Annotated in this window: 9 protein-coding genes; 6 read left to right on the top strand and 3 right to left on the bottom strand. The window is 58.8% G+C overall.

What is annotated here, in order from left to right:
* The first annotated feature begins 3 nt into the window (after positions 1–3).
* The 5 genes from ACE04A_RS06965 to ACE04A_RS06945 all read left to right on the top strand — a co-directional run bounded on the left by ACE04A_RS06965 (position 4) and on the right by ACE04A_RS06945 (position 5,802).
* Entirely contained in the window at positions 4–1,587 is a 1,584-nt protein-coding gene (locus ACE04A_RS06965; RefSeq protein ID WP_264616412.1) for an ABC transporter substrate-binding protein, read from the top strand.
* A 3-nt stretch (positions 1,588–1,590) separates the two neighbouring features.
* Positions 1,591–3,048, top strand: coding sequence for an acyl-CoA thioester hydrolase/BAAT C-terminal domain-containing protein (locus ACE04A_RS06960; RefSeq protein WP_485819978.1), 1,458 nt, complete (start codon positions 1,591–1,593; stop codon positions 3,046–3,048).
* Positions 3,049–3,072: 24 nt separating this feature from the next.
* Complete coding sequence (locus tag ACE04A_RS06955; protein ID WP_279994079.1) at positions 3,073–4,248, top strand: CMD domain protein; 1,176 nt, start codon at positions 3,073–3,075, stop codon at positions 4,246–4,248.
* 106 nt (positions 4,249–4,354) lie between these two features.
* Positions 4,355–5,218: a class I SAM-dependent methyltransferase gene (locus ACE04A_RS06950; protein ID WP_448716298.1), complete on the top strand. Its 864-nt coding sequence runs from the start codon at positions 4,355–4,357 to the stop codon at positions 5,216–5,218.
* Positions 5,219–5,490: 272 nt separating this feature from the next.
* A complete protein-coding gene (locus ACE04A_RS06945) occupies positions 5,491–5,802 on the top strand; it encodes a hypothetical protein (protein ID WP_448716300.1) in 312 nt (103 codons plus the stop codon).
* Between the two features lie 369 nt (positions 5,803–6,171).
* Here the strand turns inward: ACE04A_RS06945 and ACE04A_RS06940 are convergent, their stop codons facing one another.
* The 3 genes from ACE04A_RS06940 to ACE04A_RS06930 form a co-directional block, all read right to left on the bottom strand.
* Positions 6,172–8,781 carry an NB-ARC domain-containing protein gene (locus ACE04A_RS06940; protein ID WP_448716301.1) on the bottom strand — a complete coding sequence of 870 codons (2,610 nt, stop codon included), beginning with the start codon at positions 8,779–8,781 and terminating at the stop codon, positions 6,172–6,174.
* A gap of 618 nt (positions 8,782–9,399) precedes the next feature.
* Positions 9,400–11,343 carry a UvrD-helicase domain-containing protein gene (locus ACE04A_RS06935; protein ID WP_485819977.1) on the bottom strand — a complete coding sequence of 648 codons (1,944 nt, stop codon included), beginning with the start codon at positions 11,341–11,343 and terminating at the stop codon, positions 9,400–9,402.
* Complete coding sequence (locus ACE04A_RS06930; protein WP_448716303.1) at positions 11,340–12,383, bottom strand: ATP-dependent endonuclease; 1,044 nt, start codon at positions 12,381–12,383, stop codon at positions 11,340–11,342. The genes ACE04A_RS06935 and ACE04A_RS06930 overlap by 4 nt, the downstream gene beginning before the upstream one ends.
* 63 nt (positions 12,384–12,446) lie before the next feature.
* Between ACE04A_RS06930 and ACE04A_RS06925 the strand changes: the two genes are divergently transcribed.
* A protein-coding gene (locus ACE04A_RS06925; RefSeq protein WP_448716133.1) for an IS3 family transposase occupies positions 12,447–13,651 on the top strand; the annotation gives its coding sequence in 2 pieces (ribosomal slippage) (positions 12,447–12,771 and positions 12,771–13,651; 1,206 coding nt in all).
* The last annotated feature ends 37 nt before the right edge of the window (positions 13,652–13,688 follow it).

Genomic DNA, 13,688 nt, shown 5'->3' with positions numbered 1-13,688 from the left:
AACATGAAACGCTTGATTCTTTCGACCCTGACCGCCGCCATTCTCGGCGCCTCTGCCGCCGCATCCGCCGACAACCTGTCGATCGGCTTCGCCGACCCGCTGTCGTCCCTGGACCCGCAGCTGAACAACCACGCCGGCGACCGCTCGGTGGCCCTGCACTTCTGGGACCTGCTGATCGAGAACAAGTGGAACAAGCTGCAACCCGGCCTGGCCGTCAGCTGGAAACCGCTGGACCCCACCACCTGGGAATTCAAGCTGCGTGAAGGCGTCAAGTGGCAAGACGGCACGCCCTTCACCGCCGACGACCTGATCTATTCCTACACCCGCGCGCGCGCCGTGCCCGGCAGCGTGGCAACGTACGCCGGCTACCTGCGCACCATCGACACGATGACCGCCAAGGACCCGCTGACGCTCATCGTCAAGACCAAGGCACCCAACCCCGACCTGCCGCTGAACCTGGCATCCGTGCACGTCGTCAGCAAGCACGTTGGTGAAAAGTCCACCACCGAAGACTACAACTCGGGCAAGGCCATGGTCGGCACCGGCCCGTACAAGTTCGTGTCCTACACGCCGGGCGACCGCGTCATCATGGAACGCAACGACGGCTACTGGGGCGAGAAGGCCACGTGGGACAAGGTCAACTACCGCTACATCAACAACGCCGCCTCGCGCACCGCCGCCCTGTTGGCCGGCGACGTGGACGTGATCGACAAGGTGTCGGTGTCGGACCTGGCCAAGCTGCAAAAGGCCGCCAACATCTCGGTGTACCCGTACGACGGCCTGCGCGTCATGCTGCTGCAACCCAGCTTCAACCCTGCGCCCAACCAGTACATCACCGACAACAACGGCAAGCCGCTGGACAAGAACCCGCTGCTGGACCTGCGCGTGCGTCAGGCGCTGAACCTGGCCATCAACCGCAAGGCCATTTCGGACCGCATCCTGCAAGGCGCGGCCACCGAAGCCAACCAGTGGATGCCCAAGGGCACCTTCGGCTACAACCCCGACGTGAAAGACATCCCCAACGATGTCGCGCAAGCCAAGAAGCTGCTGGCCGAAGCGGGCTTTCCCGACGGCTTCAAGCTGACCATGCACGTGCCCAACGACCGCTACCCGCAAGGCCCGGAAACGGCCCAAGCCGTGGCGCAGTTCTGGACCCGCGTGGGCGTGAAGACCCAAGTGGAAGTGGTGCCATGGGCCGTGTACTCGGGCCGCGCCAACAAGAACGAATTCGCCGTCAGCATGCTGGCGTGGGGCAACGGCACGGGTGAAGGCAGCTACGCGCTGGTCAACATCCTGGCGTCGGTCGACCCCAAGAAGGGCCTGGGCGCCTCCAACTGGGGCCACTACTCCAACCCCAAGGTGGACGCTGCGCTGGAACAGTCCACGTCGGAATTCGATGTGGCCAAGCGTGAAGCCATCCTGCGCGACTCGGTCAAGCTGGTGTCCGACGACGTCGGCATCTTCCCGCTGTTCCACTACAAGAACATCTGGGCCACCAAGAAGGGCTTGAAGGTTACGCCGATGACCAGCGACCGCACGGCCGCCATGATGGTCACCAAAGAACCCGCCGCCGCTGCCGGTAAATAAGCCATGGCGCCGACCCTGACCATCACCCCCGCGGACGCCTTGATCGACGTGCCGCGCCAGATCCGGGTGGAAAACGTGGCACCCGGCCAAACGGTGCATATCACCGCGCGCACCCGCCGCAACGGCGTGCTGTGGCAAGCCCACGCCGCCTACACGGCGGGCGAAGACGGCGCTGTCGACCTGACCCGCGACGCGCCCGTTTCGGGCGACTACACCGGCTTGTCGCCCATGGGCCTGATCTGGTCGCAAGCTCCGGTGGACTCGCCCAGCCGCGAACACTTCAACCACCCGGTGACCGATGCTTTGGTCACTGATGTGGTTGCACGTGTGGGTGCGGTTGAACGCGGTGCTGAAGGCGGTGCTGATGCCGGCGTTGATGCCGGCGTTGCAGCCGACATGCAGGCCCAAGCCACGTTCACGCAACGCTTGGCGCTGGATGGCGTCACGCGCCACGAGGTCCGCGAAGAAGGCTTGGTCGGCACGCTGTACCGGCCGGCAGGCAGCAAGCCCGGTTCGCACCCCGCCGTCATGATCCTGAACGGCTCGGGCGGCGGCATCAACGAACCCCGCGCGGCTCTATACGCATCGCGCGGCTACGCCGCCTTTGCGCTGGCCTACTTCAAGGCACCCGGCCTGTCCGACTACATCTCGAACACCCCGCTGGAATACTTCCAGACCGGCCTGCGCTGGCTGCGCAAAAAGGTTCAGCCCAAGCACGACTTTGTCGCCATCAGCGGCCAATCGCGCGGCGGTGAACTGGTGCTGCTGCTGGGCGCAACCTTCCCCAAGGAAGTGTCCGCCGTCGTCGCCTACGTACCCGGCGCCGTCGTCCACAGCGGCCAAAACGCCTGCGCCCCCAAGATCGGCCGCGAAGGCCCCACGTGGTTGCTGGGCGGCAAGCCCATCCCCCACGTCTGGGAAAACAACCGCACCGCCACGTGGGCGCCGTTTGACGAAGGCCCATCGCCGCATCGCCACGAGAAAGCCATCCTGACCGCGCTGCAAGACCCCGACGCCGTCGCCCGCGCCCGCATTCGCGTGGAAGACATCGAAGGCCCGGTCATGCTGCTGTCGGCCACCGACGATGGCTCGTGGCCGTCGAGCCTGTACTCGAAGATGGTGCAGGACAAGCTGGTCGACGTGAAACACCCCTACCCCGTCGAATGGCTCGACTACGAAAACGGCGGCCACTCGATCCTGTTCCCGTACGTGCCCACCACCCAGCTCGTCTACGCCCACCCCGTGTCGGGCAAGATCAGCACCAGCGGCGGGAATCCCAAAGACAACGCACGCGCCGACCAGGAATCGTGGGAAGGCGTGAAGAAGTTTTTGGACGCGGCGGTGAAGGCGCGGGCGGCTGCGGTTTCGGCTTCGGCAGCGTCTAGTTCGACTAGCGCGGATTCCGCAAGCTCGCAATCGGCCACAGCACATCCGGCAAGTACTTCCGGCAACGCCGGCTGATCAGACACCAAGGAGAACATCCCCATGGCACAACAACCCATCGTCTATGACGCCGTCAACGATCTGGTCGACAAGCTCGTCGGCCTGACCCCCGGCAGCAAAACTTTTCAGGTCCGCCACCAACGCGAAAAAGTCGCCGCCGCCACGCAAGGCAGCTACGACGCCCTGTTCGACCCGGCCCTGCCCGGCTTGTCGCTGGCCGAACGCCTGCTGGTCGCGCTGTACGCCACCCGCATCAGCCCGTCGCCGCTGCTGGCCTCGCACTACCGCGCACGCTTGGCGGAAACCGACGCAGCCCCCGCCGACATCGCCGTCGCAGAATCCGGCAAGCCGTCAGACGCCTCCACCCCGCGCCTGGCCGCCGTGTTGGAATTCACGCGCAAGCTGATCGAAAACCCCGTCGAAGGCGACGAAGCCGCGCTGAAGACCCTGCCCGCAGCCGGCGTCACCACGCCCGCGGTGGTCACCCTGTCGCAACTGATCGCGTTCCTGTCGTACCAGACCCGTCTGGTCGCGGGCTTGATCGCGATGAAAGACCTGGAAGGCCAAGCCCCCCGCGCCGCCGCCGTCCCGCCCGCGCCCTTCGAACCCAACACCGCCGCCACCGAACCCGGCGCCGTCATCAAGGCCCACGGCTTCACCAACGAAGTGCTGGAATGGAAGGCATGGCTCGACGTCGTCAACGTCGACACCGCCACCCCGGAACAAGTCGCCGTCCTGGAAGAAAGCCACCCCAAGGCCAAGGTCTCGGACTACTACCTGTTCCTGGTCCACCAACCGGAAATCCTGCGCCAGCGCTCCACCGCCTTCAACGCCATCATGTACGCCCCAGGCGGCCTGTCGCGCGCCGAACGCGAGCTGGGCTCCACGGTCGTCTCACGTGTGAACGGCTGCGTGTACTGCGCATCCGTCCACGCGCAGCGCTTCGAACAACTGGCCAAGCGTAATGAAGTGATCGCGCAAGTGTTCGAAGACCCCTACACCGCCGGCACGACGGCGCGTGAACTGGCAATTGCCCAGTTCTCGATCCAGATCACCGAAGCCCAGGCCGACGTCAACGCCAACAGCATCCAGGCATTGAAGGATGCGGGCTTGAGCGAAGGCGAAGTGCTGGACCTGCTGCACTCGGACGCCATCTTCGCCTGGGCAAATCGTTTGATGCTGAACCTGGGCGAACCGGTTTTTGCCACCGTAGGCTAAGACCCGCTTTTTGTACTGCCCTGCGGCCACGTCAGCGTTTTCGTTAAACTGACACTTTCCGCGCCACTACGCGCCCCGCCCCGTGCGGGGCGCTTTGCCTTCCCCCATGTCAGAAAAAACCCACGACATCCGCCCCGGCCAGTCGATCGAACTGCTAAAAGCCCTGCACATCCTGACCCGCGACGGCAAGATGAACCAGGACAGCCGCCGTAAGCTGAAACAGGTCTATCACCTGTTTCAGTTCATCGAGCCGTTGCTGAAGGACGTGCAACAAGAACGTGGCGCCGTCACGCTTGCGGATCACGGGGCTGGTAAGTCGTATCTGGGGTTCATTCTGTATGACCTGTTCTTCAAGGAACAGAAGGATGCCGTCGGGAATGGGTCCCATATTTATGGGATCGAGACTCGCGAAGAACTGGTGAAGTCGTCAGAAGAACTGGCGAAGCGGCTGGCGTTTGGCGGGATGTCGTTCTTGAATCTTTCTGTGGCGGAGTCGATTACTTCGGATAAGTTGCCGGCGACGATTGATGTGGTCACTGCGTTGCATGCTTGTAATACGGCAACGGATGACGCGATTCACTTTGCGTTGGAGAAGAAGGCTAAGTACATCGTGGTTGTGCCTTGCTGCCAGGCGGAAGTGGCTTCGGTGCTAAGGAAGAATAAGGGCAAGGCGCTGGCTGATCCACTGGCAGAGATTTGGCGGCATCCGCTGCATACGCGGGAGTTTGGAAGCCAGATTACGAATGTGCTGCGGTGCTTGCAGCTTGAGGCGCATGGGTATCAGGTTAGCGTGACGGAGCTGGTCGGGTGGGAGCATTCGATGAAGAATGAGCTGATCGTGGCGCAGTATAAGAATCTGCCGACCCGGAAGCCTGCGGAGAGGTTGACGGAGATGTTGGAGAGGATTGGGTTGCAGGAGTTGAAGGATCGGTTTTTTGTGCCGGTGGCTGGGGCGGCGGTAGCTGAGTAGGTATTTGCTTGGCTGCTTTGCATGAATCAAAGATGACTTTCGCTGGTGGTGGGCTGCTAGTACTTCCCTGATCAGTAGTCTGCAATTGCGCTTACGTTCGAGAAAGCGTGATGAATATGGCACGGAACCGCATTGCTTCCGTCGCCTAACGGGGCATACTTGCCCCGTGGTCCAAAGGATCGCCCGGGTTGACAGCCGGAAAGACAGAACAAGTGGCCGCTGCAATGGCGGCCTCCTTTCTTTCATCGCGTCAATTACACCGGAGCGCCGAGATGAGCGACCACCCTTTTACCTATGACCGTTGGGCCACGCCGGATGATCCGGAATTTGGCGTTGTGCGGTTTGATGATTTGAGGAAGATTGAGCGGGCTTGTTTGGGGATTTGGGCTATTGCGAGGATTGTGGGGAATAGTGCGAATGAGCCGGGGGCTACGGGAGTCACGCCGCTGCATGGTTGGGCGGTATCGAATTTGATGGGCGGAGTAGAGAGCCTGTGCGATCAGATCGCTGATCTAGCGGCAAGCTCAATGGATGAGCCGCCGTTAGATCCCTTATTGTCCAAGGCTGGGACGCCGAGGCAGTAGCGCAGTCATGTCAGCAAGCGGCGACATTTATAGGGTGGGGATGGCGGCGGGGTGGTATTCATGGCACTTAAACCTGGCCCAAAGCCAAATGCCAAATCGACTGGCAAGCCTGATTAACGTCGGCGCGATCACAAAGAAACGCCCGGCAATATTCCAGGCCTAAAACCAAGAAAATCAGAAAAGCTGATAGATATAAATTATCTTCCTAACAGTTGGAGCAAGAAAAGCTGATGCATAACTGAGCTGGCCCCAAAAGTTGGACGTCGATCCAACCTTCGGAGGCTTTTACTGGAATCCGTGGGGAAACCCCGGGGTCCGGCACTTTTTGTGCGCTTGCCGATGGTACGACGGCAGGACCTTCCAGGAGCCTCACTCAGGCAACGCCATCCCAAGCCTCTGAGAAAGCCTCGCTAAATGATAATTGCCCGGATCGAGTTCAAGTCCGATCTCGACGTAATCCTTCGCATCTGCCTCTTGCCCGGAATGAATAGACAGCCACGCCATGCGAGATAGGTCATCCCCACCGGCCTCCGCCTTTCGTTCATGGAGAACTGCCAAAAGCCGTCCAACGAGATCTCGCTTTTGCGCTTGGTCGAAAGTGCCGCCATGATCCCGAAGCAACGTATTCAGGCGATTTGCGGTGTTTGATAAATCATAGAACGGGACGGTAGATAATTGCGCTCGCTCGATAAACGCGTGCACTTCTCCAAGGGTATCTGCCGTTTGATAGCATGCATGCCCGAGGAGCTTCCAAGCCTCAGCCGACTCACCCGAGTGCGGGCTATTTTCAAGAAAACGCCGCAACTCGTTCTTCGCGAGTTCGTAACCTTCGGCGGTGCGCTGCTCCATATGCCAGCGTGCCATGAGGAGCCAGCCAGGATTATAGGCACGGCAGACCATCTCTAGTATCGGAGCGAACAACTCATATTTTTCTCCTAACTCAATTCTCCGAGAAATGTTGCGAATGAGAGTCTCCAGCCTATTGGCCAAGCTCAATTTGACATCATCCCTACGGCTCGTGCCGAACATCTGAAGAAAATCCACATCCGCTTGGATTGCGGCTTTCGATGGGCTGATATTGAGCTTCTTCTTTCCAAAAATACTTGCAACAAGAGGCAGGCTTATGAACTCCTGGTTATCCGAAGGTGCCAAATGAATTTCCGCCATTGAGTACTGCAATAACGTTTCGACTCCCTTTTCTACCTCATTTCTCTCTTCTGTTGAGCGAACTAGGACCGCCTCTAAGGCCAGGCGAGGAACAGGTGAGTTCCAAGCAGAGAGAGTAAGAAATGCTCGCTGCGAGCACGGAGAAAGGGCGGCGTATGTACGCTCAAAAAGGGCTGTGAGAATGTCTTCAGTCCCGGCTACTAGTTGAGGAATGTTTGCCGTCCGTCCTAGCTTAGCCACCTCACCCAGCAAAACTTTTATTACGTAGGGATGACCTTCGGACCGATTAAGTAAATCAGCAATGTAGCCGCCATCGAGAATCTCAGTAATGCCAAGATCAGAAGCAGTTTGGGCAATGAGTAATCGGGCTTCCTGATCATTCATACCTCCCACTTCAAGTGGATAGTCGCCCTTGAACTCACGAAGCCGGGTGGTAATCAATGCCTTATTGGGAAGTCGAATAAACGCATCGATCCAATTGAACATTTCTATCGGATTTTGCGTGGTCTCGAAATTGTCGAAGACAAATAGACAGGTGCCAAGGTCGCAATTTTGCAGTTGGCCCTCCAAGAATACGCGAGCGTCGAAATCCTTTGCTTGAATTCTGTCTAAAGGCAGCACGAGCTCCGCGTAGAACTTTCCCATATCCTCGGGAGCGAGAACGAGCGGGCGTACTGGTTTTGGTCCCGTAAGTTGCAGATCTACGTCACGAGCGCTAAGCCAAACAACCCCTTCGTACCTTTGTTCTGTATAGAGATGCTGAATAACCTTTAAAGCCAAGGATGTTTTGCCAATGCCGCCGCGTCCCAGCAAGGTAACAATCGGGCGCTTTTCATCTAGCAGAAGCTTTATTAGCTCTGATTCGAGCGCTGGCCTGTCAATGTAGTCCCGCGCCAAATTTGGAGCATTAGTCAAGCAATTGCCGGAAGGCACTAATTCCCCACGTCCTTGCGTCTCGCTGGGAGGAAGAACGCCAGGCGGGGTCAAGAAAAGCGTGCCGTCCCCGTCGGCTTTGTCGTCAGTGTAATAAGATAATAGTTCGAATTTTTTCGCGTTCAGTCCGCCGTTGGCGAGAAAGAAATCGTGAAGTTCGGCGTTGGTCTGCATCAAACGAATATGGCGCGGGCTTCCCATAAACAAATATACGCCATTCGCAAACTGGACGTCGTGAACTCGCACTGCCGACGTAAAGTAGGAAACGTCGTCCGTTATAGCAGAGATGCGATACTTGCCACTCAAATTCCGATGCAGGTGCGCCCAAGGGCGCTGGAACAATCTGAAGTTATCGTAGATCAGCTTAATGCTCTGTGCTATGAGTTCTGCAGCTTTAGCTGATTTTTCTGATGACGTGGCTCCATGAGCGCGCGTTTTATTTCGAAGAGTCGCAAAAAGTCGGAACCATCTCTTTAGATCCGACTTGGTGGGAACTTCCTCTGCATCAATCTCAAGATGCATCAGAGCAGCTTTCAGTAATGCAGTCGCATCATATTGCCACTCCCCCTCTCTGCATGATCGTGTTAGTTCGGCTTGCTCTTGCCTAGCTTCGGTCAGCAAAAATTGCGAAGCAGGGCCGATTAGTGCATCCTCCAGCACTCTACCCCAGTCACCCAATCCATCCGAACGAACCAGTCGGTGCTCTAGTCGATAGCGATTACGGTCTTTGTCGTCTGCGATAGATGCGACGATTCCCAAAACGATTGTTTTTGCGAGCGCCTCCGCTGCGAGCAAAAGGGAGAAGAAGTATGTAAAGTCGGAATCCGATTTTGCGCGCTCCGCACGCTCCAAGACTTGTCGTATAGCGGCGTGTTTCATAGAGGAGTATGAGACTTATATAAAACGGTTTTGGATGGCTGGAAGCTATGTCCAGTACATGTAACGAAAATCCATGAGCATGGAGATTAACTGTTTATGAATATTTTGTCACCACCGCTTACATACCAGTATGTGGCAAAAAATTGGCGGTTCGGGGCCAGGAGCAGCCCGTTGGGAGAAATCATGGTGGTAGGCGGTAGAGTCTAGGGAATAGGATGGACATCATCCGTCTGAAGTGCTGCATTTGTACGTAATGCAAGTTCACAGGATTTATGTTGAGTTCCTGCTATCTCGCGACATCTCATTCAGCCACTTATTAACCGGACCTCCGGTTAGCGACCTCTGCTTTTGGCCGGGAGCGGTCGTCGATGACAGGCAGTTTTCGACCCAAAGCGAAAGTTCGGATGTGCGTCCACCAACTCTTGCTGTGCGCAGATTCCGGTCCTGCGTCCACCTGAAATCGACGCCTTCGGTCGCTAGCTAACGGAGAATTTTTGAACCGCGGGATGCTGCGTCATAGTTGCCACGATCTTCCCAGGCCAGAAGGCATGGCAGTTAGAGCGACGCAGACCCCAGCCTGCCCCGGAAGCAAACCTGTATGCGAGCAGCCGCGCTTCCTCATGCGCGAACCGGCAGCAGTGTGGCTAGCGCCTCCTGCGTAAGGACTGCGCTCCGCGGCAAGATCCCGCTCGCCACGACGGTTTCTACGGTCGTCTCCGGGTCGGCAACAAAGAACGCCAGCACCAGCCCCCGCTTGGCGCGAGTGCAGCAGACGTAGAGCAGTCTCAGCGTTCGGCTCCAGGTGTTTTCATCGCCGTCCTGGGCTCGCGCACGATCTGCCGCTCGGGCGTCGGCGCTGGCGAAGACCCGCTCGTAGTTGTACGTTCGGTAGTCGCTCTCCTCCTCGTCCATCACCACAACAACGCGGTCGAACTGAGCCCCCTTTACGCCATGCTGCGTGGCATAGGGGGAGCCTTCAGAGACATATCGCTCGTATGGCCGAAGCTCTTGTGCGGCGCACTGGAAGAATTTGAGCATTGCCGCATCCGAGGATCGCCCTTCGGCAGGAGCGACATCAGCGGCTTCGGCATCCTGAGCAACGTCACCGACGTCTGCGACGAAACCAAGCACTCGCTCATAGCGCTCGTCGAACTCGAATAGGCCTGAGTCGCGGAGATGGATGGCTATGTCACCAACCGTGGTGCCGGGTTCGGCCAGCATGGCGACGAGTCTCAAAACGGCCGCGTGCAGCTCACGCAGGACGCTCGCGGCACGGCGACCAGTCAGGGCGGCAGGCGCCAGGCGGGGGCTGAACTCTCGGAGAAGGTTCATCGTTGCGAACTCGTTGCCGGCGTTCATCGCTGCAACGATCGGCAGCGCGAAACTGAGGAAGGGTCGAACTGGCCAGCCAGTACCATCCTGCATCCCCTGCTTCATGGCCTCCGACGTCTTGTCATTCAGCGCCGAGTAGATTCCGCCGAAGCCTAGCCGATTTGCTGCCATGCGGTGCACGATTACAAGAATTTTGACCGCGAGGTCCGGGGTAGTCCAACCCTCATCGCTGTTCGCTACCGCGCTCCATGCTCGGACCCTTGCAAGGGCCTCAGTCCTGTTTAGCGTGTTGGGCAGGACAAACATCCGGGCCGAGCCCTCCACGGGACTGAATACTCCATCGACCTTCTCGTGCAGCCCGCGGACTTGCTCCATGCCATCGCCCTGCGCGCGCACGGCGTTGGCGACGTCTAGGATCTGCTTGGCGCAGCGGAAGTTCTCCGGCTTCGTGATGAATCGCCAATGGTCTTCGCGCGGGATGTCCCCCGCCCCCCTCATGAAGATCGACTGCATCGGGTCGCCAAAAAAGCCAAGGCAGAACTTACCACGCATCTGGGTTTCAACTTCCTTGAAGGACTTCACCACGCCCGGGAACGTGTCCTGACTCTCGTCAATGAACACGAATGGGTAGTTCAGCGCCACGACCCGTCGGAACAGAGGGCGGTTTTGTAGCAAGAAGTCAGCGAGCTTGAGGATGTCCTCGTGGCCAAGGACGCCTCTTGCGTAGTCACTGCCGACGCCGTAGTTGAACATCCTGACGCCGTCCAAAGCTTCCAGGTTTCGGGCATAGCGCTCCTGATCGGCCGTGTTCCTGTCGCGCGTGGTTTGCCGAACACGCGTGCCATAGTTTTTGAACTCTTCTTCCAGCTCAGAGATCCGCCTGCGGATGTCGTCCTTCAGCCAGATCTTGATGTCGGCTTGAAACGTCTTGGCAATGGCCCAGTAGAAGCTGTGGATCGTCGAGACATGAACCAGGGGATCGGCGTTGACGTCCGCTAGGATTTCATTGGCGGCGAGGTCTGTATAGGTAATGCAGGCGACTTTCTGCTTCTTCGCCCGCATGCTGGCGCCGTGCTCCGACATCACCCAGTCCAGCGCCTTGATGAGGGAGGTTGTCTTGCCGGAACCTGCGCCTGCACGAACCACAAATGGCTGCGGGGGGGTTGCGGCAATGCACGCGTGGATCTCACGGTCGGCATCGGTGTCCGGGCTATCGACTCGCCTGCTCATGACGCCTGCTCCCCGCCCACAATGACCGCGACAGCGCCGGCCACAGTCGGACCGATCGTTGAGACCTCGGTGGTGATGGCCGCGTCCGCCTCAAGTTCATGGGCCACTGTCGCTTCGAGCCAGACCAGCCCCTCGGCGATATACGCGGGAACCTTCCATCCATTGAGCGGCCCACTTGCAAGGACTTCCAGCGCGAAGCGGGTCTTGTCGAAGTTCTTGCCGACTACCCTGTCATGCAACTTCTCAGCAAGTTCCTCGGGGCTGCTGGGTGCGTGCTTCAGCTTGAGGCCGATCGCCCGATTGGCCTCAGCTTGGCACCAGTCAGCGTTCTCAAGACCAAAGGCCTCCTCAAGCGTGCGGCCGCATAACTGCGAGGTCGCCGAACCCACCGTCACCGAAATCTTTGTCTGATAGGCCACGCGGACTGCTGCACTAGAGCCTTCCGCCAGCGACAACGTCTTCTGCTCTGGCGGAACTTCCCAGAGCTCGGCCACCGAGCGCTTCTTTGGAACCCAGCTGATGAGGGTCTGGTTGGACGTGACGGCACCTTCCACGTGCGCATGGCAGGTGCTGCCACGCTTCTTAGACTTCTTCTTGCCGCTCGGTTGTGTCGCGTCGTCGTCTTCAACCTCGAAGGGCTTCAAATCGGTGTCATCGTCCACTGCGATGTCAGCACCGGCCGCTTGCGTGGCGGCCTTCTCGTCATCCGTCTTGACCGTCACACTGTCAAGGTCCGTAATGACCAGCGTCGTAAGCCCGACGAAGGTGATAAGTTCCTGGAAGCGATGCGCAAACGCGCCCCCGACTTCAAGGATGGTCAGCGCGGAGGAACGCAGCCGCTTGGCAGCCGACTCGATCATGGCTGGCAAAAGCAGGCGCTCGACGTTGCCCTCTACCAAAATGACCGCGTCGGAAAAGAAGAGGTCGCAATGCGTCAGCTTCAGATACCGCTGAAGGAATTCGCGCGCGGACGCATCGGCCTCATCCTTCTTGAAGCGGGAGAGATTGCTGGAATGCCCCCCTGAGTCACCGGACACCATCACTCACCTAGAATACTGACTAGGCATATGACTGTGTTTTTGACTAACACCAAGCAAGCAGTGATGGAAGTGTTAACCGGGCCCGAGAGGCGGCGCCGCTGGTCGGCGGAAGAAAAATTGGCGATGGTGCGCGAGAGTTTCGAGCCGGGTAAGACCGTCTCGACGGTCGCGCGCCAGCACGGCATCAACCCGAATCAGTTATTTGGCTGGCGCAAGCTGTACCAGAACGGCAGCCTGTCTGCGGTCAGTTCGGGAGAGGAGGTGGTGCCTGCTTCAGAACTGTCGGAGGCGCTGGCCCAGGTACGTGAACTGCAGCGATTGCTGGGCAAGAAGACGATGGAGAACGAAATCCTGCGGGAGGCGGTCGACGTCATGAAATCCCGAAAGTGGATTGCGCGCTCACCCTCGTTGCCAGAGGACGACCAGTGAAAACGGTCTGCGACGTCCTTGGTGTAGCGCGCTCAAATGTTGCTCAACGTCTTGTCCGTCAATCCGACTGGTCCGATGGCCGTCGGCGCCGACAGCTCGATGATCGTGCCCTGCTCGATGAAATCCGACAAACCGTGGCCCACTTACCAAGCTACGGCTATAGACGAGTTTGGGGCTTGATACGTCGATCTCGCGAATCTGCGGGCGAGGCTGCCGTGAATGCCAAACGCATTTATCGGGTCATGCGCGCGCACGATCTATTGATCGCCCGTAAGGTCCAGCCGGCGCGGCCTGAACGCCGTCACGATGGCCGCGTGGCCGTCGCGCGCAGCGATCAACGCTGGTGTTCTGACGGTTTTGAATTCCGATGCGACAACGGTGAACCGCTGCGGGTGACGTTTGCGCTGGACTGTTGCGATCGCGAAGCGTTGAGCTGGGCGGCCACCACTGCGGGGCACAGCGGCGACATCGTCCGCGATGTGATGCTGGCCGCCGTTGAAAACCGCTTCGGTGGCACGTTGAAACCGCCTCACCCCATTGAGTGGCTAACCGACAACGGCTCGGGCTACATCGCCGAAAAAACGCGTTCGTTCGCCACCGAGATCGGCCTGCATCCATTGACCACGCCCGTGTGCAGCCCGCAGAGCAACGGAATGGCCGAGAGCTTCGTAAAGACCATGAAGCGCGATTATGTTGCCTTCATGCCCAAGCCCGATGCCAATACTGCCGCACATAACTTGGCTCTGGCCTTCGAGCACTACAACGAATCGCATCCACACAGTGCGTTGAAGTATCGTTCTCCCCGAGAGTTCCGGCGTCTCGCCGTTTTATCAACTTAACGGTGAAGTGGTGTCCGGCGATACAGGGTCAAATCCA

Source organism: Achromobacter colocynthidis (assembly GCF_057334535.1).
Note: the sequence above shows the minus strand (reverse complement) of the source record. Positions and strands in the feature narration are given on the sequence as shown.